Raw genomic sequence first — 22,280 nt, forward strand, 5'->3', positions numbered from 1 at the left:
TTTTTATATGTGATGACACGGTTTAATAACGGAGTGAAAGAGAAATATAATAGTATTAAACTCAACTATTCGGCGCTCAAATAATAGTTGAGCATTATGTTCAGTGATTTTATCAAGGCGAAGGCTCGGCACTTGATAGTTTTTCCTCGGCAAAGGCAACGTTATTACGGCCATTTTTCTTGGCGCGATAAAGTGCTTCATCTGCGGCCTTGAGCGAAGAGGCCAGATCATAGGATTGTAATGGGGAAATCCCTGCACTCAAGGTAACAGTCGTGGAGACTTTATGATTAAAAACATGTGGAATATCAAGCCCTAAAACACGTTGGCGCACTCGTTCAGCTAACTGACTGGCGTACTCTTCACTCACATGTGTCAATAACACCAAAAACTCTTCACCACCATAGCGCACCACGATGTCCCGCGAACGTACGGCATCACGAATAGCAGCCGCAACTCGCACCAATGCTTGATCTCCCATGGTATGACCATAGTTATCGTTGTAGGCCTTAAAATGGTCGATATCGAGCAGCAGCACATAGTGATTGCCGGGGGACTGGGCTAAGAGGGTTTCGAGTTTATTCTCCAATCCACGGCGGTTATATAAGCCGGTTAAAGGGTCTATCATACTTAAATCACTGAATTTTTCTCGCTCATTGTACAGATGGGCTACAAGTTTTCGGGTGAATTCATCACTGCGCCGCATCAGCAAATGATGTAAAGAAAAACCAATCAGAGGCAGCATTAATGTGAATATAATGCGGAAAATATTCTGGAAATCATCCAGCCAAATAACGGTGAATGCAGAGGGGGCGGTATGCAAACAAAAGGCGAGAAAGTTATCAGACAGCGCAATAGTGCTGATGAAGAAAATGGTAAACAAACTGAGTAATAAGTAATTATTTTCATTAGTACCCAGATATTCGTATTTAAGAATGATTTGCCAGGCCCAGAGCAGCCCCATCATAATTGAAAATAAATTCAATTTATCGACATAATTCTTCGAAATAAAAATCAAATAAGCGGCCGCACTGAGACTTATAACCGTGATCATAACAATCGGCAATGTCACCGCTGGCGTTTCAGGTGATGGTAATATCATACTGAAAATAGCTGACGCTGCATTAAGAAATAGAAAAAGCAGTAAAGAGAGCCGATGCTTACTTTTCAGTAGCTGATCGTAGGAATGGCTATTCATATTCAATTCACTCTGCATAATGGCGCGCTGTCAGTAGACAAATAAACAATATCCTCATGAGGCCATTTTATTCAGGCATCACGATAAATGGTTCTTCTAAGTGATTATTTTTGTTTGAAGCTTTTTATATTGTTTTAGGAATTTTCTTAATCAAAATTACCATTTTTGTTTCGACCTGTCATCATGATGTCGATCAACTAATCAATTTACTCCTCTAAATCTTATCTTTAGGCTGCATCAACCAAGCTATTCCTGGCAAATCAGTCGTTTTCTACCAACAACTTCCTAGTGCAGATTTTTCTGTAGTGATATATGATATTGGTTATCATTATCACTTAGGCGGCCGTCATTATGATTACAGCCAGACTAGCAGCTTACCGTTCATGGGGGATAAGTGGCTTATTGAGTCGGACGATGTCCAGCGGGTGGGGAATTTTACTGCCTTTTGCTTTGCTACCGGTGTTGGGCTGGGCTGATATCACGGTGGGTGAGTTACGAGTGCTGATCATCGTTGCGATGCTGGCAACCGTCAGCATGCTGTATCATGCTCGATTGCGGCATTTCCTGTTATTACCATCTTGTCTGGCACTATTAGGCGGCATGGCTGCAATACTGATGCATAACGGAATACATTGATAGATAGGATTTTTTGCCTGAAATGGCGGTGGAATTTGATTATTACAGTGAATAATAATTTATGGTGGCAATAACTATAGCGGCAACAATAACTGAAATCATCGTGGTGCGAAGGGAGGGACTTGAACCCTCACGTCCGTAAGAACACTAACACCTGAAGCTAGCGCGTCTACCAATTCCGCCACCATCGCCCAAATGATTTCTTACTGTCTATCTTGCAGAGAATAAAACTTAGGATTTATATCACCAGCTTGGTGCGAAGGGAGGGACTTGAACCCTCACGTCCGTAAGAACACTAACACCTGAAGCTAGCGCGTCTACCAATTCCGCCACCATCGCATGTGCTGTGCAATATAAATCTTTACTGCTGAAGTTGCTCATTGAGAAAGAAATGTTTGGTGCGAAGGGAGGGACTTGAACCCTCACGTCCGTAAGAACACTAACACCTGAAGCTAGCGCGTCTACCAATTCCGCCACCATCGCGTACCGGAAACATGACTTTTTTGATGCAACCACGGGGGCGAATTCTAGAGATTTTCACGTTCAGGTCAATACTTATTTCCCCTAAGCGGGACGTTTGCTGTAAAAAGCATCATATGTTGAGCAATTGCTTTGATTACTCAAGTATTTGAAATTTTAAGCTCTGTTCTCTGTCTCGGGGGATTCAAGTGGGTAATGGGCAAATAACTCGATTAGCCAATCAATTAGGACTCTGACTCTGGGGGCCAAAAAACGCCCTGGCGGGAACATAATAAACAGTGGCATTGCCGGTGGCGGCATAGCGGGTAATACCTCAATCAGCTCACCTTGTGCTAATTGGTGGTGAATTCCAGGTGTGGGTGCTTGAATCAGCCCTAAGCCCGCCACACCGGCCGCGATATAGGCATCTGCGCCACTGACACTCAAAATACTGGGCAATACGCGGTTTTCAATTTTCCCCTGATAAACAAATTCCAATGGGTAATCGCGGCTATTTAACTGTGAGAAATAGCCCACAGCCTGATGGCCCGTCAAATCGTCGAGTGAGGTCGGGACGCCATATTTGGCGAGATAAGCTGGAGAGGCACAGGTTATTTGTGGCTGTTGGCCAATATTACGCGCCGCGAGTTGTTCATCATGGGGCAGCCAAGCCCGCAACACACAATCCACGCCTTCACGCAGCAAATCAATGGTGCTGTCATTTGCTCCGAGAATCAGTGTGATATGCGGATAGCGCTGATAAAAATCACTCAGTGCCGGGATAACCACATTGCGCGCTAGCGAATGGGGCATATCAATACGCACTTTTCCTTCCGGTTGCAGCCGCTGATGGCTAAATAGCGAGTCGGCCTCTTCAAAGGCTGACAGTAATTGCAGGCAGCGCTGGTAATAGAGGGTGCCTTCGGCGGTAATATTCACCTGACGGGTGGTGCGAATCAGCAGGCGGACGCCCAACCGGTGTTCAAGCCGCTTTAGCGTATGGCTGACGGTGGCGCGAGGCAATTGCAGTTTTTCTGAGGCACGACTGAAACTGCCCAACTCAACAATGCGGACAAAAATCCGCATGGCTTGTATCTGGTCCATAACTATACCTGCTTATTAACTATACCTGCCCATTGTTGGCGTTTTTTGAACAGTGGTGAGCTATCTGCATTATTTATCTTTCTCAGCGAAACAACCACACTTTATTCCGACATCACTAATGGGGAATATCACAATGCAACAACGTCAATTAGGCTCAAATGGTCCGCTGGTTTCTGCTCTCGGTCTTGGTTGCATGGGAATGAGTGATTTTTACTCCACCAATCAAGACGCCAATGAATCCATCGCCACCTTGCATCGTGCGCTGGAACTGGGCGTCACTCTGCTGGATACTGCTGATATGTATGGTCCATTTACCAATGAAGAGTTGGTGGGACGGGCAATTAAGGGAAAACGTGATCAAGTCTTCTTAGCTACTAAGTTTGGTATTGTACGTGACCCGGCAAATCCGGCCGTTCGGGGAGTGAGCAGTCATCCCGATTATATCCGTAAATCTATTGATGGCAGCCTGAAGCGACTGGGGGTCGATGTTATTGACCTTTATTACCAGCATCGTGGTGACCCAAGTGTGCCAGTGGAAGAGGTTATTGGTACGTTGGCTGATTTGGTCACTGCCGGAAAAATTCGCTATATCGGCCTGAGTGAAGTCTCAGCGGCAACATTAGAAAAAGCCCATCAGATACACCCGATTACCGCAGTACAGAGTGAATACTCACTATGGACGCGCGATGTCGAAACATCGGTCTTGGCAACCTGTGAACGTTTAGGTGTCGGGTTTGTGGCCTATAGTCCATTGGGGCGGGGTTTCCTCACTGGGGCGATTCGTAGCCCGGATGATTTGGCTGCTGATGATTTTCGCCGTAATAATCCACGTTTTCAGGGAGACAACTTTGCCCTGAATCTGACATTGGCCGATACAGTGACGAGAATGGCGCAAGAGAAAGGTATTAAACCGTCGCAATTGGCATTGGCTTGGGTGCTGGCGCAGAGAAGTTTCATTGTGCCAATTCCTGGAACCAAACGCCGAACTTATTTGGAAGAGAATTTAGCCGCAGTTGATGTGGTGCTCAGCCCGCAAGAGTTGGCGGCGCTTGATGCAGTATTCCCCTTCCATGCCGCAGCGGGTGAGCGCTACGGCGCAGAAGGGATGGTCTATCTTAACGCCTAATTATTAACGTTTTTTCTTAGGGTCACGTGGCGGGCGCCCGACAGTTGCCTGATACACCTTAAACCGGCCATTCTGTGCCAATACTTCATGGCTGCCAAATGCGGCATCCAGCAGCGCAGGATAAGGCAAGAAGGAGTTCGCCACGATACGTAATTTACCGCCCACATGCAGGTGTGCGGTCGCCCCGCGGATCAGCATTTCAGCCGCAGTCAGGCTGGTTTGAATCCCATCATGGAACGGCGGATTTGAAATAATCATCTCGAAACGGCCTTTAATGTCAGAGTAGACATTGCTGGCAATCACTTGCGCTTCAATATTATTCGCCGCCAATGTAGCTCGGCTGGATTCAATGGCTGCTGCGCTCACATCACTTAGTGTCCATTTGATTTTGGGTGATTGCTGCGCCAGAACCGATGCTAATACCCCGGCACCACACCCGACATCCAACACGCTGCCTTTAAACGGCTCGCTGAATGTTGACAGCAGCAGGTGACTACCCGAATCCAGTGAATCGCGGCTGAATACCCCGGGCAATGTTTTCACTGTCACATCACCGACCTGATAACTCTCCCACCAGGCATCGGCATCAAATTCTGGCTGTTTATCCAGGCGGCCATGATAAAGACCACAACGCCGAGCACTGTCAATCTTGGTCAGTTGTGCGAAATCGGACAGCATTTCTTCTGCGCTGCGCACGCCACTGCGGTTCTCACCCACCACAAAAATATCACTGCCGACTGGCAATAAAGAGAGCAGGTTAGCCAGTTGGAACTGGGCTTCTTGTTTGCTTTTTGGCCAGTAATAAACCAGCGTGTCGCAGGTGGCGACGGTTTCAGCTGTCGCCAAAAGACCGAATTGAACATTCTCTTCCAGCGTATTGCTCAGTAATTGCCAGTGGTGATATTGATTGGTGTGAACCCGTACCCCGGCGGCATCAAATTGCGCTGGCAGCGCATCCTGTAAATCACCGGCAAACAACACGTGGCGGGCTATAAATTCATCACTATGGCGCAGTATCACTTCACTGGCTGGGGTTAATGCTGACATCAGTCTTTGGCTCCTCAATAATATAATCGGGGATTATAGAGGTTTGTTGGCCCAACCTCTATTTTTGTATTTTTTAGACTCATAACTGATAGCTTGATTGCGACAATTTGTTGCATTTTGTGGACTGTTGTCGCATTATCTGGTGGTGTGTAATCTGTTCGCTAAGCAGGGCGTTTTACACCACGAAAAGTGCAGCTACGCACGTTAAAAATTGCGCAAAGAGGAGTAAAGCAATGGCCATCAGTATTCGTCTTGATGAGAATTTTGTCGCTGACGTTAAAATTCACGCAGAAGCATCGAGCCGCAGCGTGCCAAAGCAGATCGAGCACTGGGCAAAGATTGGTCGTATCGCTGAGGATAATCCTGATTTGCCTTACAGCTTTATTCTGGAGACCTTACTGGCAAAAAGCGAAATCGAAAATAAGAAGGTGTCACGTTATGTCAGAAGAACCAAGCGGGCAGACGATTGATGTTTATGAAAGTGGCCGTTTCGCTAAAGCGTTGAGTCGGCTGTCTGAACAGCAACTGACTGTTGTTGAAGATCAAATCGAGCGAATTATTGCTAACCCGGAAATGGGGGAGCTAAAGAAAGGCGACCTGAGCTACCTTCGCGTGCATAAGTTTCAACTCAATCATCAGTTGACGCTGTTGGGCTACAGTTGGGTTGAACAGAAAATTGAATTGTATCTTTTAAGTCTCAGTTCCCATGAGAATTTTTATCAGGAACAAAAGCGCTTACGTAAAACAGATCTGAAACTGATTAGCTAAATATGACCTGCTGATATCCCTTAACTAGAGGTTTGTTGGCGCATGTTCGATGGGTTTGCTAGCATAGCGTCGAAATAGGGGGTTGCTTTGACAGGAAAGGGCATGGCATCAAGACGAGACTTACTGTTACAACAGCTTGGCATCACGCAGTGGACATTGCGCCGCCCAGCCGTCTTGCAGGGTGAAATTGCGATACACTTACCCGAAGATACCCGCCTGTTAATTGTGGCAGACCCGCTTCCTGAACGCGATGACCCGCTGTTGTGCGATGTGTTGCGCAGCTTGGGGCTTACTCCAGGTCAGGCTTATGTGCTGACACTGGACCAGGTGGCGATGTTACCCGAAAGAACACAGTGTAATAGTTGGCGATTGGGCATCAGTGAACCACTTACCGTTGCAGGTGCACAATTACACAGCCCGGCACTGGCAGGACTTTATCAAGACGCGAGCGCTAAGCGCGCACTTTGGCAGCAGATTTGTCATCATGAAGCAGATTTCTATCCTGACGCCAGCCGATCTGGCCACAGCGTATCAAATTGAGCAAGCCAGCCACGCTTTTCCGTGGACGGAAAAAACCTTAGCCAGTAATCAAGGTGAGCGCTATCTCAATTTCAAGTTGACTGTTGATCAGCACATGGTCGGCTTCGCTATTACCCAAATGGTATTGGATGAAGCCACGCTGTTTAATATTGCCATTGACCCACAGCATCAGCGCCAGGGTTATGGTCGTTTGCTGCTTGAACATGTGATTGCGCAGTTGGAAACACGTAATATCTTCACACTTTGGCTTGAAGTTCGGGCCTCAAATGCAGGCGCGATAGCCTTGTATGAAAGCCTCGGGTTTAACGAGGTTTCCGTGCGCCGCAACTATTATCCCAGTGTCAATGGGCGCGAAGATGCCATTATGATGGCGTTACCTATGGGGTAGCGCCGTTTTACGGATAATAAATTGTCTATCCCGGTTAAATCAGGGAAAATACCGCGCTATAACACCGATTCCCGCTTTCCTGAATCACGCATTACACCCGATGTAATGCCAGAGCAGGGCGGCCTAAAAGTAGAAAATTCAAACTATGTCTCCAAGTGAATATGCACAGGAAGTCGCGAAAAGACGTACTTTCGCGATCATTTCTCACCCCGATGCCGGTAAAACCACTATTACCGAAAAAGTGTTGCTGTTCGGAAACGCCATTCAGACCGCCGGTACGGTAAAAGGCCGTGGCTCAAGCCATCATGCCAAATCTGACTGGATGGAAATGGAAAAGCAACGTGGTATCTCCATCACGACTTCCGTGATGCAGTTTCCGTATGGCGGCTGTCTGGTTAACTTGCTTGATACCCCGGGGCATGAAGACTTCTCCGAAGATACTTATCGTACCTTGACCGCAGTTGACTGCTGTCTGATGGTGATTGATGCGGCGAAAGGGGTAGAAGACCGGACCCGTAAGCTGATGGAAGTTACCCGTCTGCGCGATACGCCAATCCTGACTTTTATGAACAAATTGGACCGCGATATCCGTGATCCAATGGAAGTGTTGGATGAAGTCGAACGTGAACTGAAGATTGCCTGTTCACCGATAACCTGGCCGATTGGCTGCGGTAAGTTATTTAAAGGGGTTTACCACCTTTATAAAGATGAAACTTACCTGTATCAGACCGGTAAAGGCCACACCATCCAAGAAGTGCGCATTGTTAAAGGGCTGAATAACCCGGATCTGGATGTTGCGGTGGGTGAAGACTTGGCTAAACAGTTCCGTCAGGAGCTGGAGCTGGTTCAGGGCGCATCTCATGAATTTGATCATGAAGCTTTCCTGTCTGGTGACTTAACACCGGTCTTCTTTGGTACGGCACTGGGTAACTTTGGTGTTGACCATATGTTGGATGGCTTGGTTGAGTGGGCCCCCGCGCCAATGCCACGTAAAACAGACACGCGCGAAGTGGTGGCGGCTGAAGAGAAATTTACCGGTTTTGTCTTCAAAATTCAGGCCAATATGGACCCGAAACACCGTGACCGTGTTGCTTTCTTGCGCGTGGTTTCCGGTCGTTTTGAAAAAGGCATGAAACTGCGTCAGGTTCGCACCAAAAAAGACGTAGTGATTTCCGATGCTCTGACCTTTATGGCGGGCGACCGTTCGCACCTTGAAGAAGCTTATGCTGGCGACATTATCGGTTTGCATAACCACGGTACCATTCAGATTGGTGATACCTTCACTCAAGGTGAAGATATGAAGTTCACCGGTATTCCGAACTTTGCCCCTGAGTTGTTCCGTCGTATTCGCCTGCGTGATCCATTGAAACAGAAGCAATTGCTGAAAGGATTGGTGCAGTTGTCCGAAGAGGGCGCGGTGCAAGTCTTCCGTCCACTGACCAACAACGATCTGATTGTTGGGGCCGTTGGTGTCTTGCAGTTTGAAGTGGTTTCTTCACGACTGAAAAGCGAATACAACGTGGAAGCGGTGTATGAGTCGGTTAACGTTTCAACTGCTCGCTGGGTTGAATGTGATGATGTGAAGAAATTCGAAGAGTTTAAACGTAAGAATGAGGTTAATCTGGCATTAGATGGCGGTGATAATTTGAGCTATATTGCCCCAACTATGGTTAATCTTAATATTACGCAAGAACGTTATCCGGAAGTTCGTTTCCGTAAAACTCGCGAGCATTAATCGAGCCGTAAGCCGCATTCTATCGGGGTACTCAGTACCCCGAATCATTAATTTCCCTCACTATTTTCTCTCTAAGATAACTCTCACTTAGTGATAAAAATCTGACTTTAGTCCGATTCCGACTGTATTTCTTCCGAGATGCTCTATCTTTATAGGTACCGGCAGGATTGACTTGCATCAAATTAAGGTCGGTTAACCTGCAGTAATCGTAAAGTATTCATCAAATGCCCACCCACATAAGGTGGCGTAAGAATTCGCAAATTGGGGTGTTATATCCGATTTGGAATTCAAAACAAAAAAGGAAGAAATCGATGACAAACACAAAATTTGCCCGTTCAGTGATGGCTGTTGTTTTAGGTACTGCGCTTATGAGTGGTAGCGTGTTCGCCGAAGACACTATGCTAAATAAAGCCTCCAACGCTGTGGACAGTACCGGTGCTAAACTCGATAGTTCCATGAAGAAAGTTGATAATTACATGGGGGACAGCGCGGCAACAGCAAAAGTGAAAAGTGCGTTGCTGGAAGAAAAGTCCCTTAAAAGCACTGATATCTCAGTCGAAACTAACCATGGTGTTGTCACACTCACTGGTTTCGTGACTTCTCAGGCTGAAGCTGAAACCGCGGTTGAAATCGCCGGTAATGTTGAAGGTGTTAAATCCGTTAGCGATAAGCTACATGTGAAAGATCAGAAAACACAATCTGTCAGCGAATATGCGGGTGATGCGGCAACAACCAGCTCAATCAAAGCCAAATTACTGGCAGACGACATCGTACCGTCACGTAAAGTAACAGTAGAGACGACGGATGGCGTGGTGCAGTTGTCCGGTAATGTCGAGAATAAAGCGCAGTCCGAGCGCGCAGAAAGCATTGCTAAAGCCGTTAAAGGCGTGAAAAGCGTTAAAAACGACCTTAGCATCAAGCCTTAATTATTATCTGGCTGATGGGTATTTCGTGGGCAGCAATATTATCCACGAAATACCTTTTAATAAGCCCATCAGCCCAATAATTCATCCAATAAACCCAACTAATACGACTTCTGTTATATGCGCTACTGTTAAATAGACAGAGGTGATTAAAGAATGATTTTTGAACGAGAGTTTATGAAGTCATTTTTCAAATGGTAAGGAGAAGCTTATGTTTCGCTGGGGCATTATATTTCTGGTCATTGCGTTAATCGCTGCGGCATTAGGTTTTGGTGGGCTAGCCGGTACGGCAGCCTGGGCCGCAAAAGTTGTCTTCGTCGTGGGTATTATCCTATTCCTCATCAGTTTGTTTACAGGACGTAAGCGGCTTTAGTTAGGCGTGAGGGTTACAGCAAAGGTAAGAAGAGGTATTCTCAACGCCTGTTGTAACGGAATTAAGGATGGATGGTGGGATACAGAATACCTATCACGCTCGGTAATATTGAGCCACTCGCCTATAAGCCATACCAGCCCGGTAAAATGGCGCTGGTGTGCGAGGGCGGCGGGCAGCGGGGAATTTTTACAGCCGGTGTGCTGGATGAATTCCAGCGCGCCCGCTTTAACCCTTTTGATCTGATGATTGGTACTTCTGCGGGGGCGCAAAACCTCTCGGCTTTTATCTGCGGCCAACCCGGCTATGCTCGCCGCGTGATTACCCGCTACACCACCACGGCTAACTTCTTCAATCCGCTGCGTTTTGTGCGTGGTGGTCACTTAATTGATCTGGACTGGCTGGTGGATATCACCTCCCAGCAGCTACCTTTGGCAATAGAAAGTGCCGAGCAGCATCTCCAAAATGGTCGTGAATTTCTCATGTGCGCTTGCCGCAGCGATGATTTCGAACCCACCTATATATCCCCAACCCGAGAAAGCTGGTTACCCGCTATCAAGGCATCCAGTGCCATTCCAGGACTGTATCGCCAAGGCGTTGATTTAGATGGCGTAAGTTATCAAGATGGCGGTATCAGTGACGCTATTCCCGTCGAAGAAGCTTATCGACGTGGAGCGGATACCATTGTGGTTATCCGCACTGTTCCTTCTCAGGCTTATTATACGCCGCAATGGATGAAGCGGATGGAACACTGGCTGAGTGAAAGTAGCTTGCAGCAACTGGTGCGCATTATGCAGCAACATGAGCAGAGCTATCATCGCATTCAGCAATTTATTGAGAAGCCACCGGGTGATCTACGTATTTTCGAAATTTTCCCTCCTAAGCCCCTCGCCAGTAATGCGTTGGGTAGCCGGGTTGCGGCACTAAATCGTGATTATCATCTAGGTCGCCGTTGTGGCCGCTATTTCCTGGCAACGGTCGGTCACTGGTTACTGCCAAAGGATTCGTTGGAACTCTCTGATATCAGAGGTGAGAAAAGCACAATTTCTCTCTCTCGCCGATTGATCCAACCACAAGATATTAATCAGCCAGACGATATGGCCGACTTAATTGATGCCGATGATTCTTCTTTTGATATCAATCAATCGCCAGATATCATCACACCGGTTGATGCAGTAAAGGCTGCGGAAAGTCACCTTCCCCCTCAGATGACTGTGGCAGACAGCGGGCTGATTATTCCGGCATCGACACGGGGCAAAAAGAAATCGCTGCCAGGAGAGATTATCTTGCCTGCGGGGGCGGAGAAAACTAAAGGCGATACGGCATAATGGTACAGACTTGTGGGCAGATGCCGTGTTTTTCCGACTCACTCTATTTTGTTGATACGCATTGTCATTTTGATTTCCCGCCATTCAGTGGCGCGGAAACTGCCAGTTTAGCGCGTGCGGCACAGGCGAATGTCCGGCAAATTATTGTGCCAGCGGTCAGTGCCGATTACTTTCCTCGCATTGTTGATTTGGCGGCAAATTATCCGCAGCTCTTTGCCGCACTTGGCCTGCATCCGCTCTATATTGCGCAACATCAAACCGCTGACTTAGCCATATTGGCCGCATCGTTGGCGGATAAAACTGACAAACTGATTGCTGTGGGGGAGATTGGTCTGGATCTCTATATGGATGAGCCGCAGCTATCACGCCAACTTGCTTTATTGCACGCCCAATTGAAGCTCGCTAGGCAACATGACCTGCCAGTTATATTGCATTCACGCCGCTCACACGATCAACTGGCCGCCGCATTGCGTAAAGCCGCGTTGCCACGCACCGGCGTGGTACATGGTTTTGCCGGGAGTTTAGCGCAAGCGCAGGCATTCATTCGCTTGGGTTATTACATCGGCGTGGGTGGAACCATCACTTATCAGCGGGCGCAGAAAACCCGAAATGTGATGGCGACATTGCCGTTATCAGCATTATTACTCGAAACAGATGCTCCAGATATGCCACTTGCCGGTTTTCAGGGCCAACCCAATCGGCCTGAGCGGGCGGCAAATGTGTTTGATGTACTCTGCGAATTACGTCCTGAAGCGCCACAGGAGATTGCGGCTCAGTTATTAGAAAATAGCCAGCGCTTATTCCGACTACCTCCGGTCAAGAAATTCACCTCGTAGATCCTAAGCCACAATATACAAAACAGGCTAATAGTTAGCTTGCTTCCACTTTGCCTCTCGCTTTAATGTGACTGCCATCACATTAACTGTCTTACAGTTGCTTCCAGTTGTGTTTATTTGTGACAGAGATTGTTTGATAGCGAGATCATGCCGGTATAATCCCCCCCACAAACATTATTTAAATATAAATCATTAACAGGATTATCGACATGCTCATGAGTTTAGTCGGGATGGCAGTACTGATATTAATAGCCGTACTTCTTTCCAGTAATTTTAGGGCGATCAATATCCGCACTGTGGCTGGGGCCTTTATTCTCCAGGTGGGGGTTGGCGCACTGGTATTATATGTGCCAATTGGCCGTCGTATTCTGGGTGGTATGTCTCAAGGGGTAGCGAACGTTATTGCTTATGGTAATGACGGTATTTCATTTATGTTTGGCGGTTTAGTTTCCGACAAAATGTTTGAAGTCTTTGGCGGCGGTGGTTTTGTATTTGCGCTGCGAGTCTTGCCCGTCATCGTATTTTTCTCTTCATTAATTGCCGTTTTATATTACCTCGGCGTGATGCAGCTGGTTATTCGGGTATTAGGCGGCGGGCTGCAAAAGCTGTTGGGGACATCGCGTACCGAATCCCTCTCTGCAACTGCCAATATCTTTGTTGGGCAAACAGAGGCTCCATTGGTGGTGCGTCCTTATATCGCTACCATGACCCAATCTGAATTGTTCGCTGTCATGTGTGGTGGTTTAGCCTCGGTTGCCGGTTCAGTATTGGCCGGTTATGCGCAGATGGGCGTACCGCTGGAGTACCTGATTGCGGCTTCCTTTATGGCGGCACCCGGTGGGTTACTGTTCGCTAAATTGATGGTGCCAGAGACTGAAAAAACCCATGATACCGTCGATGCTACCACTCTGATTGCTGAAGATGAGCGCCCGGCTAACGTTATTGATGCAGCGGCATCTGGCGCGGCGTCCGGTATGCAACTGGCGTTGAATGTCGGGGCGATGTTATTAGCCTTTATCGCATTGATTGCATTGCTCAATGGTATTCTGGGTGGTATTGGCGGCTGGTTCGATTACCCACAACTCTCGATGGAACTGATTCTGGGCTGGGTGTTCTCACCTATTGCTTATCTGATCGGCATTCCATGGAGTGAGGCGATGGTGGCAGGTTCCTTTATCGGCCAGAAAATCATCGTGAACGAATTTGTGGCATTTATGAACTTCGGTCAGTATCTCCAGTCCGAAGAGCTAGTTAGAGCGGCTGGTTTGCAGGTGCTATCTGAACATTCTAAAGCCATAATCTCCTTCGCATTGTGTGGCTTTGCCAACTTGTCGTCTGTTGCCATTTTGTTGGGTGGACTCGGCAGTATGGCGCCTGGTCGGCGCCATGACATCGCGCGCTTTGGTCTGAAAGCGGTGGCCGCAGGGACATTATCGAATTTGATGAGCGCCACTATTGCCGGCTTCTTCTTGGCTCTCTGATTAGACTAATTTACTGGATATTATTCATTAATAAGTAGGGACGTTGGGCAGTGCTCATCACCGTCACATACTGTGTGTATGCTGCGGTTCTGGTGCGCTGCCCGCCCCAAACTATCGGCGCGACTAACGCCTAATTGTCTTGTGGCTCATGCCAATAATCAGGTGGATTCCTGCCTATAAGCTATTCTTGATGCGAGTGGGCATTTATTGTCAGTAGGGCATAAATCAGGTTATTTTGTGACTTTAATCACATATAATTTAGTCTCGTTACAAGTTACTATTGATTAGTGTGAATCTGAACACATCTCATGGCTGTGTAACGTGTTCAAATAGAGTTATGAGTTAGTGCGGTGAGATGGATCTCAATTGCTACCCAGGGTGTTATCCGTGGGGCTATCTTCAAGGAACCAAGTCCGCTCGCCAACGTATTGAGCTTAATTACCAGAGAGACCAAGCCGGTCTCTTTGCCCGCTCATAAATAAATGCTCAGTTTTGGCAATGTGCCGAAGCTGAAAAGTGTTGGAGAGTTTTATGACCGATTTAACCGCCTGCGCGAATCTGAATGATTATGCCAAACGCGCGCTGAGTTTAATGGATTTAACTACCCTGAATGACGATGATACCGACGATAAAGTCATCGCTTTGTGTCATCAGGCTAAAAGTCCTGCTGGCAATACTGCGGCAGTCTGTATTTATCCTCGCTTTATTCCTATTGCTCGTAAGACATTACGTGAGCAGGGGACACCTGAGATCCGTATTGCAACGGTGACCAACTTCCCACATGGCAATGATGATATTGCTATTGCACTGGCTGAAACCCGTGCGGCGATTGCTTATGGTGCCGACGAAGTGGATGTGGTTTTCCCTTATCGCGCCTTAATGGCTGGTAACGATAAAGTGGGCTTCGAATTAGTGAAAGTGTGCAAAGAAGCCTGCGCTGCCGCGAATGTGTTATTGAAAGTGATTATTGAATCGGGTGAATTAAAACAAGAACATTTAATTCGTCAGGCTTCCGAGATTGCTATCAAAGCGGGGGCTGATTTCATTAAAACCTCTACCGGTAAAGTGCCGGTCAATGCCACGCTGGAAAGTGCCGACATCATGATGCGCACTATTCGTGACTTAGGTGTGGAGAAAACCGTCGGCTTCAAACCGGCGGGGGGCGTACGCACCGCTGAAGATGCCGCACAGTTCTTGCAACTGGCCGATAAACTGATGGGTGAAGGCTGGGCTGATGCTTGCCATTTCCGTTTTGGTGCCTCCAGTCTGTTAGGCAGCTTGTTGACAACACTGGGTCATCAAAGCGACAGCAAAACCAGCGGCTACTAATCGTTTTCACAGTGATTGCACTGAGCAGATGCACTGCGGGCTAGGTTGCCGCAGTGCAGCTTTTTCCATATTGACGTCAAGCAGGGGGATGCCTTGTTTCTGGCACAAGAAATTATCCGTAAAAAACGCGACGGTCAGCCACTGAGCGAAGAAGAAATTCGGTTCTTTATCAATGGTATTCGCGACAATGTGGTTTCCGAAGGGCAGATTGCTGCTTTGGCAATGACCATCTATTTCCACGACATGACGATGCCTGAACGCGTGGCGCTCACCATGGCAATGCGCGATTCCGGCACGGTACTGAACTGGAAGAGCCTCAACCTCAACGGCCCAATTGTGGATAAACACTCCACCGGCGGTGTCGGCGACGTAACTTCTCTGATGCTTGGCCCGATGGTTGCCGCTTGCGGTGGCTATGTGCCAATGATTTCAGGCCGTGGTTTGGGACATACTGGCGGAACATTGGACAAACTGGAAGCTATCCCCGGTTTTGATATTTTCCCTGATGACAGTGCATTTCGCAAAATCATTCAGGATGTCGGTGTGGCTATTATTGGTCAAACCAGCTCACTGGCACCGGCGGATAAACGCTTCTATGCCACCCGTGATATTACCGCCACAGTGGATTCCATCCCACTGATCACCGCTTCTATTCTGGCGAAGAAACTGGCTGAAGGTCTGGATGCGCTGGTGATGGATGTTAAAGTTGGCTCAGGTGCTTTTATGCCGACTTATCAGTTATCTGAAGACTTAGCACAGGCTATCGTGAGTGTGGCAAATGGTGCGGGTTGTAAAACCACTGCGCTGTTGACCGACATGAATCAGGTATTGGCTTCCAGTGCCGGTAATGCGGTTGAAGTGCGCGAAGCGGTGCGCTTCCTGACCGGAGAGTACCGTAACCCACGCTTGCTGGAAGTGACAATGGCACTCTGTGTCGAAATGCTGCTATCAGGTGGTTTGGCGCAAGATGCTGCTGATGCCAGAGCCAAACTGCAAGCGGTATTGGATAACGGCAAAGCGGCGGAAGTCTTTGGTCGCATGGTTGCGGCACAAAAAGGCCCGAGCGATTTTGTTGAACGCTATGACAGCTATTTACCTGCCGCCATGTTGAGCAAACCCGTATTTGCCGAGCGGCCGGGTATTATCACTGCCATGGATACCCGCGCCCTAGGTATGGCTGTGGTTTCCCTTGGCGGAGGCCGTCGTCGGGCAACTGATTCTATTGATTACAGTGTTGGTCTTACCGACATGGCCCGTCTGGGTGCCCGTGTTGACAGCCAACAGCCATTAACCGTGATTCATGCCAATAATGAAGATGATTGGCAACTGGCGGCAGATGCGGTTCGCGCAGCAATTACTTTGGGTGATAAAGCGCCGGAAGAAACCCCTGTGGTTTATCGCCGTATTACTGAATAAACGCCATACTTTAAGGGGAGCCGCTAAGCGTGCGAACCTATGCAGGAGAAAATGATGAAACGTACATTTATTATGGTATTAGACTCATTTGGTATTGGCGCTAGCGCTGATGCTAAGAAATTTGGCGACGAAGGGGCCGATACTTTGGGCCACATCGCTGAGGCCTGCGCCCGTGGTGAAGCCGATATTGGTCGTAGCGGCCCGTTAAAATTACCTAACCTGAGCCGTTTAGGCTTGGGTAAAGCAGCCGAAGAATCTACCGGCAAATTCCCGGTAGGGCTGGATAAGAACGCAGACATCATTGGTGCCTATGGTTATGCCAGCGAGTTATCTTCCGGCAAAGACACCCCATCAGGTCACTGGGAAATTGCTGGTGTGCCGGTATTGTTCGACTGGGGCTATTTCAGTGATGTGGAAAACAGTTTCCCCCAAGAATTACTGGATAAACTGGTCAAACGCGCCAACTTACCGGGCTATTTGGGTAACTGCCACTCTTCAGGTACGGTTATCCTTGATCAACTGGGCGAAGAGCATATGAAAACCGGGAAGCCGATTTTCTACACTTCGGCTGACTCGGTGTTCCAAATTGCCTGCCATGAAGAGACTTTTGGTCTGGACCGTTTGTATGAGCTGTGTGAGATAGCCCGCGAAGAGCTGACTGAAGGCGGCTACAATATTGGCCGTGTGATTGCGCGTCCGTTTATTGGCGACAAACCGGGTAACTTCCAGCGTACCGGTAACCGCCACGATCTGGCTGTTGAACCGCCAGCGCCAACCATGTTGAAAAAACTGGTGGAAGAGAAACAGGGTGAAGTGGTTTCAATCGGTAAAATTGCCGACATTTATGCCCATGTAGGGATCACCCAAAAAGTGAAAGCCACGGGGTTGGATGCGCTGTTTGATGCCACTATAGAAGAGATGAAAAAAGCCGGTGACAACACTATTGTGTTCACTAACTTTGTTGATTTTGACTCTTCTTACGGCCACCGCCGCGATGTTGCAGGTTATGCTGCGGCATTGGAATTATTTGACCGTCGCCTGCCAGAATTGATGGCATTGGTGAAAGAAGACGACATTCTGATCCTGACGGCTGACCATGGTTGTGACCCAACCTGGCCGGGCACCGACCATACCCGTGAGCATATTCCGGTCTTGGTTTACGGCCCGAAAGTTAAGCCGGGCTCACTTGGACATCGTGAAACCTTTGCCGATATTGGCCAGACAGTTGCCAAGTATTTTGATTTGTCACCAATGGATTACGGTAAGAATATGCTTTAAGTCACTCATCTATGCGGGTGATGGCTGATTTTATCCAAACTGTGCAAAGCAGCTCAAACTCAAAGACGGTTTGGTCATATAAATTTTAATTCTCTGATTTTTTTAAGGAAAGTGATTATGGCAACGCCACATATTAATGCTGAAATGGGTGATTTCGCTGACGTTGTACTGATGCCAGGGGATCCGCTGCGTGCGAAGTTTATCGCCGAAACCTTCCTGAAAGATGTGCGCGAAGTGAACAATGTGCGTGGCATGTTGGGCTTCACCGGTACTTATAAAGGGCGTCCAATTTCAGTGATGGGCCACGGCATGGGTATCCCATCCTGCTCTATCTACACCAAAGAGCTGATCACAGATTTCGGCGTGAAGAAAATCATTCGTGTGGGTTCCTGTGGTGCGGTGCGTGCTGATGTTAAACTGCGCGATGTAGTTATCGGCATGGGCGCTTGTACCGACTCCAAAGTCAACCGCCTGCGTTTTAAAGACCACGATTACGCGGCAATTGCTGATTTTGAAATGACACGTAATGCAGTGGATGCCGCCAAAGCAAAAGGGATTGATGTCCGTGTGGGCAATCTTTTCTCGGCTGACCTGTTCTATACGCCAGATCCGCAAATGTTTGATGTAATGGAAAAATACGGCATTCTGGGTGTAGAAATGGAAGCCGCAGGTATCTATGGCGTTGCCGCAGAATTCGGTGCTAAAGCGCTGACTATCTGTACCGTGTCTGACCATATCCGTACCGGTGAACAAACCACCGCCGCCGAGCGCCAGACCACTTTCAATGACATGATTGAGATTGCATTGGAATCTGTGTTGCTGGGTGACAAAGCGTAATTTCGTTAACCTAACAGAATCGAACCACAGTATTTCGGTTCTGTTAGGCGTTATTTTAATCTTCAATAATCTATTCATCTATCCTCTTGATTTTCACCTCCTTCCTTTACATATCATATTATTAGCGATATAAATCTATTCACAGTTCTATTCATTTGTCTATTCATGGAGCTATTCAAATGCCTTCCTTGGAAATGTTATTACGACAAGGCCCCGCTACGGCAAGCTCCTTGGCACAGGCTTTGGCCATTAGCCAGCCGACCGTATCTCGTCTAATCAATGGGTTAAAAAGTCGAGTGCTAAAGATCGGGAAAGGAAAATCGACCCGTTATGCTTTACTTCGGCTGGTTACAGGCATTAGTGAATTCCCACTCTACAGAATTGACCGCTTCGGGAATGCCAGCCATTTTGCCAATTTATACCCGATCTATCCGGCAGAAATGTGTTGTGTCCATCAATTGGATGACAATACATGGCAACAATTTGACAGCCTCCCTTGGTATCTGGCAGATATGCGGCCACAGGGATTTCTTGGCCGAATTTGGGGCAAGTCTGTTGCTGAACATTTGCAGCTTAATAAGGATATTCGTGGGTGGAATGAAGATAATATCCTGCTCGCGCTATCTCGCATGGCGGATGACAGTAACGGCAATATTTTGCTCGGGCAGGAAAGCTATCAACATTGGCTCGTTAAGCCCGATGCTGTTCCCATTCCACCATCAGACAAGCTGCAACGTTATAATGAATTGTCTCTAATGGCGCTTGCGGGGGAAATGGTAGGTTCCTCAGCTGGTGGGGAGCAACCTAAATTTACTTGTTATGCCGGATATGAGGAAGAGCCTCCGTCATATGTTATCGTCAAATTTACTGCTGCGCAGGATAACCCTAACGCGCAGCGTTGGGCGGATTTACTTATTGCCGAGTCTTTGGCGTTAAATACCTTAAGAAATGCAGGATATTGCGCAGCTGTCAGCCACATATTGCAATATCAGGATAGACAAACTTTTCTGGAAGTTGAGCGTTTTGACCGTTTTGGTCAGCGTGGCCGTATTGGCATGGTGTCTTTGGAGGCAGTAAATGCCGAGTTTATCGGCATACCTGTAGCCAGTTGGCCGAAAGTATGTCGAGAATTAGCAGATATAGGTTTACTGAGTATGGCTGACCTTGAGCAAGTCAGACTGTTTTGGGCTTTCGGGGTGTTAATTGCGAATACTGATATGCACCATGGAAATCTATCTTTCCTGCATCCGGAAAATCGTCCCCTATCACTTGCGCCTATCTATGACATGTTACCTATGGCTTTTGCTCCATCGGGCACGGGGAATATGCGACAAATGGTGCCGGATATCACATTATCGGCTGATGTTGGTCGTGAACATTGGCAGCAGGCAAAACAACTGGCCGAACAATTTTGGGGTACTGTTAGTACCCATCCGAATATCAGTGTGAACTTTAAAGTTATAGCTAGTCAGATGCAGGAGAAGATAGCGTCATTGTCACCTATCATTGAGCGCATGGCGTAATTCTCTGTTCCCGACACCATCTCGCTATTTATCATCCGGTTTTTTGTCGACTTCTGGCGCAGCAGCTGATGCATCTGCTGCGTCATCTTCATTATCATCTTCTTTAACTGGCGTATTGGCGGTCAGCAGATAAGGCGATTGTTGCCAACGGCTGCGACGGCCTTGTAGCAGAGTGCGGGCTAGGATAATGCCAACCGCGAGCGCGACCAGTATCATCAGCCGCAACAAATTGGTGGTATTATCCACTTGCTTGGATTCTGTTGCCAACACGTGGGTGTCTAGCGTCATGCGCAAAAATCCACTAGGCCCGCTTTTGCCGGGGATCAGTTCGACAATCTGGTGATTGAAATAACTGCCGGGGCGCTTACCATCTAAGGCCAGCCGGTCACGTACTTTTACGTTTTCACCGGCGGCAGCAACCAGTGTCCCGTCAATCTGGTATACGCTGGCATCCAATATGCGGCTTGATTGGGTTAATTGCTGGAGGATAGCATCGACTTTCTGGCTATCAATATCATCATCACCGGTATCCATAATGGGTGACAGGCTGAAAGTGACTTGTTTTGCCAGCGTTTTTGCCAGTTCTTCAACCTGTTCCGAACGGGCCAGTTGATGGCTGAGGCTGAAATAGGATGCACCTTGCATTAGCAGCACCAATAATGCCAGACAGATCAGCACAATAGCTGTACGGTGCAATCGAAATTTTAATTTGGCCTTGGCCATGCAGGTTCCTTGCCGTATTTGGTGACTTTATGTTGCCAGAAGTTATTACGATAGGATAGTTTGATGCGTTATTTCTACTCTGCATATTTCACATTGCTGCGGTGTTGGCTTCCTTCACTTACCCCAGCCACTGAGTGAACTAAGCTGTTGGGGATTGACTCCGTTGCTGTCTTGTCGCAACGCACAATCTACCGGGTAGCATATTGCCGAGTTTCGTTTTCTACAGGAGCAGTTCATGTCTAATAGTCTGACCTATTGCGATCTCCCAGCGGAGATCTATCAATGGCCGGGTTTGCCACTTTCACTCAGTGGTGATGAAGTAATGCCGCTGGATTATCGTGCCGGTCATACAGGTTGGCTATTGTATGGCAGAAAACTGGATAAAAAGCGCATCACCGATTTCCAGCGTCACTTGGGCGCGGCAATGGTGATTGTTTCCGCTTGGTGTGTGGAAGATTATCAAGTCATTCGCCTGGCGGGCAGTTTGACTCCGCGTATTAAAACGCTGGCTGACGAGAGCGGGCTGGATGTTGCGCCACTGGGCGCTATTCCACACTTGCGCACGCCGGGCCTCTTGGTGATGGATATGGATTCCACCGCCATCCAAATTGAGTGTATCGATGAGATTGCCAAGTTGGCAGGTGTAGGGGAAGAAGTGGCGGCTGTCACTGAGCGCGCTATGCAAGGTGAGCTAGATTTCTCGGCCAGTTTGCGCCAACGCGTGGCTACCTTGAAAGGGGCTGATGCCAATATTCTCAAACAGGTTCGTGACGGATTGCCTTTGATGCCGGGGCTGACCAGCTTGGTACGCAAACTTCAGGCGCTGGACTGGCATGTGGCGATTGCATCCGGCGGCTTTACCTATTATGCCGAGTACCTGCGCGACAAATTACGCTTGGTGGACGTGGCTGCCAATGAGCTGGAAATCAAAGACGGCAAACTGACGGGCAAAGTGCTCGGGCCAATTGTCGACGCGCAATACAAAGCCGACACGCTGCTTAAACTGGCTGAAAAGCTGAATATCCCCATTGCTCAAACTGTGGCAATCGGCGATGGCGCTAACGACCTGAAAATGATGCAAGCCGCCGGTCTGGGTCTGGCTTTCCATGCCAAACCGAAAGTTTACGCTAAAGCAAAAGTGGCGATTCGTCATGGCGATTTGCTGAGTGTGTTGTGCATTCTGACCGGTAGTCTTAAGCACGAAGAGCGCTGAAATAGGCTATTTTATTTACCATTTT

22 protein-coding genes and 3 tRNA genes are annotated in these 22,280 nt (G+C 48.0%); 18 read left to right on the plus strand and 7 right to left on the minus strand.

Annotation, left to right across the window (positions count from 1 at the left end):
• Positions 1–112: 112 nt before the first annotated feature.
• The gene (locus N0H69_RS03025; RefSeq protein WP_050109533.1) at positions 113–1,213 is read right to left on the minus strand and encodes a GGDEF domain-containing protein; all 1,101 of its coding nucleotides are present in this window, start codon (positions 1,211–1,213) and stop codon (positions 113–115) included.
• 333 nt (positions 1,214–1,546) lie between these two features.
• Here N0H69_RS03025 and N0H69_RS03030 point away from each other — a divergent pair, with 333 nt between their 5' ends.
• Positions 1,547–1,831 (plus strand): DUF1435 domain-containing protein, encoded by a 285-nt coding sequence (locus tag N0H69_RS03030; protein ID WP_050109532.1) that lies wholly within the window; start codon positions 1,547–1,549, stop codon positions 1,829–1,831.
• 104 nt (positions 1,832–1,935) lie between these two features.
• On the opposite strand, the gene N0H69_RS03035 is transcribed toward N0H69_RS03030, so the two are convergent.
• From N0H69_RS03035 to N0H69_RS03050, 4 genes are all read right to left on the minus strand, one after another.
• Positions 1,936–2,022, minus strand: a tRNA-Leu gene (locus tag N0H69_RS03035).
• Positions 2,023–2,083: 61 nt separating this feature from the next.
• A tRNA-Leu gene (locus tag N0H69_RS03040) sits at positions 2,084–2,170 on the minus strand.
• 57 nt (positions 2,171–2,227) lie between these two features.
• Positions 2,228–2,314, minus strand: a tRNA-Leu gene (locus tag N0H69_RS03045).
• Between the two features lie 153 nt (positions 2,315–2,467).
• A complete protein-coding gene (locus N0H69_RS03050) occupies positions 2,468–3,394 on the minus strand; it encodes a LysR family transcriptional regulator (protein WP_050150385.1) in 927 nt (308 codons plus the stop codon).
• A gap of 133 nt (positions 3,395–3,527) precedes the next feature.
• Between N0H69_RS03050 and N0H69_RS03055 the strand changes: the two genes are divergently transcribed.
• Complete coding sequence (locus N0H69_RS03055; RefSeq protein ID WP_050150383.1) at positions 3,528–4,520, plus strand: aldo/keto reductase; 993 nt, start codon at positions 3,528–3,530, stop codon at positions 4,518–4,520.
• 3 nt (positions 4,521–4,523) lie between these two features.
• Here the strand turns inward: N0H69_RS03055 and rsmC are convergent, their stop codons facing one another.
• A complete protein-coding gene (gene rsmC, locus N0H69_RS03060) occupies positions 4,524–5,567 on the minus strand; it encodes a 16S rRNA (guanine(1207)-N(2))-methyltransferase RsmC (RefSeq protein ID WP_050121638.1) in 1,044 nt (347 codons plus the stop codon).
• Positions 5,568–5,800: 233 nt separating this feature from the next.
• On the opposite strand from rsmC, the gene N0H69_RS03065 reads away from it, so the two are divergent.
• From N0H69_RS03065 to yjjJ, 15 genes are all read left to right on the plus strand, one after another.
• Positions 5,801–6,037, plus strand: coding sequence for a TA system antitoxin ParD family protein (locus N0H69_RS03065; protein WP_050109528.1), 237 nt, complete (start codon positions 5,801–5,803; stop codon positions 6,035–6,037).
• On the plus strand, positions 6,006–6,335 hold the full coding sequence (locus N0H69_RS03070; RefSeq protein WP_050150380.1) for a type II toxin-antitoxin system RelE/ParE family toxin: 330 nt from the start codon (positions 6,006–6,008) through the stop codon (positions 6,333–6,335). The genes N0H69_RS03065 and N0H69_RS03070 overlap by 32 nt, the downstream gene beginning before the upstream one ends.
• A 102-nt stretch (positions 6,336–6,437) precedes the next feature.
• Positions 6,438–6,875, plus strand: a complete 438-nt coding sequence (locus tag N0H69_RS03075) for a DNA polymerase III subunit psi (protein WP_050150379.1) — start codon at positions 6,438–6,440, stop codon at positions 6,873–6,875.
• A complete protein-coding gene (rimI, locus tag N0H69_RS03080; protein ID WP_050109525.1) occupies positions 6,820–7,263 on the plus strand; it encodes a ribosomal protein S18-alanine N-acetyltransferase in 444 nt (147 codons plus the stop codon). Before N0H69_RS03075 ends, rimI begins: the two co-directional genes overlap by 56 nt.
• Positions 7,264–7,408: 145 nt before the next feature.
• Positions 7,409–8,998, plus strand: a complete 1,590-nt coding sequence (gene prfC, locus N0H69_RS03085) for a peptide chain release factor 3 (protein WP_050109524.1) — start codon at positions 7,409–7,411, stop codon at positions 8,996–8,998.
• A gap of 311 nt (positions 8,999–9,309) precedes the next feature.
• The gene (osmY, locus tag N0H69_RS03090; protein ID WP_050109523.1) at positions 9,310–9,924 is read left to right on the plus strand and encodes a molecular chaperone OsmY; all 615 of its coding nucleotides are present in this window, start codon (positions 9,310–9,312) and stop codon (positions 9,922–9,924) included.
• A gap of 208 nt (positions 9,925–10,132) precedes the next feature.
• Positions 10,133–10,294: a DUF1328 domain-containing protein gene (locus N0H69_RS03095; protein WP_004389381.1), complete on the plus strand. Its 162-nt coding sequence runs from the start codon at positions 10,133–10,135 to the stop codon at positions 10,292–10,294.
• A 71-nt stretch (positions 10,295–10,365) separates the two neighbouring features.
• On the plus strand, positions 10,366–11,619 hold the full coding sequence (locus N0H69_RS03100) for a patatin-like phospholipase family protein (protein WP_151420019.1): 1,254 nt from the start codon (positions 10,366–10,368) through the stop codon (positions 11,617–11,619).
• Complete coding sequence (locus tag N0H69_RS03105) at positions 11,619–12,455, plus strand: TatD family hydrolase (protein ID WP_050145547.1); 837 nt, start codon at positions 11,619–11,621, stop codon at positions 12,453–12,455. Before N0H69_RS03100 ends, N0H69_RS03105 begins: the two co-directional genes overlap by 1 nt.
• Before the next feature lie 209 nt (positions 12,456–12,664).
• Positions 12,665–13,936: a NupC/NupG family nucleoside CNT transporter gene (locus tag N0H69_RS03110; protein WP_072077402.1), complete on the plus strand. Its 1,272-nt coding sequence runs from the start codon at positions 12,665–12,667 to the stop codon at positions 13,934–13,936.
• Positions 13,937–14,467: 531 nt separating this feature from the next.
• Complete coding sequence (gene deoC, locus N0H69_RS03115) at positions 14,468–15,265, plus strand: deoxyribose-phosphate aldolase (RefSeq protein WP_050121634.1); 798 nt, start codon at positions 14,468–14,470, stop codon at positions 15,263–15,265.
• 93 nt (positions 15,266–15,358) lie between these two features.
• Positions 15,359–16,681, plus strand: a complete 1,323-nt coding sequence (deoA, locus tag N0H69_RS03120) for a thymidine phosphorylase (protein WP_050109518.1) — start codon at positions 15,359–15,361, stop codon at positions 16,679–16,681.
• A 54-nt stretch (positions 16,682–16,735) separates the two neighbouring features.
• On the plus strand, positions 16,736–17,959 hold the full coding sequence (gene deoB, locus N0H69_RS03125; RefSeq protein WP_050121632.1) for a phosphopentomutase: 1,224 nt from the start codon (positions 16,736–16,738) through the stop codon (positions 17,957–17,959).
• A 117-nt stretch (positions 17,960–18,076) separates the two neighbouring features.
• Complete coding sequence (deoD, locus tag N0H69_RS03130; RefSeq protein ID WP_032909895.1) at positions 18,077–18,796, plus strand: purine-nucleoside phosphorylase; 720 nt, start codon at positions 18,077–18,079, stop codon at positions 18,794–18,796.
• 179 nt (positions 18,797–18,975) lie between these two features.
• Positions 18,976–20,319, plus strand: coding sequence for a type II toxin-antitoxin system HipA family toxin YjjJ (gene yjjJ, locus N0H69_RS03135; protein ID WP_050133282.1), 1,344 nt, complete (start codon positions 18,976–18,978; stop codon positions 20,317–20,319).
• Positions 20,320–20,343: 24 nt separating this feature from the next.
• On the opposite strand, the gene N0H69_RS03140 is transcribed toward yjjJ, so the two are convergent.
• Positions 20,344–21,042 carry a YtjB family periplasmic protein gene (locus N0H69_RS03140; protein WP_050109516.1) on the minus strand — a complete coding sequence of 233 codons (699 nt, stop codon included), beginning with the start codon at positions 21,040–21,042 and terminating at the stop codon, positions 20,344–20,346.
• Between the two features lie 235 nt (positions 21,043–21,277).
• Here N0H69_RS03140 and serB point away from each other — a divergent pair, with 235 nt between their 5' ends.
• Positions 21,278–22,255 carry a phosphoserine phosphatase gene (serB, locus tag N0H69_RS03145; protein ID WP_050121630.1) on the plus strand — a complete coding sequence of 326 codons (978 nt, stop codon included), beginning with the start codon at positions 21,278–21,280 and terminating at the stop codon, positions 22,253–22,255.
• The last annotated feature ends 25 nt before the right edge of the window (positions 22,256–22,280 follow it).

The organism is Yersinia alsatica, assembly GCF_025133195.1.
In the GTDB taxonomy this organism is placed as follows: domain Bacteria; phylum Pseudomonadota; class Gammaproteobacteria; order Enterobacterales; family Enterobacteriaceae; genus Yersinia; species Yersinia alsatica.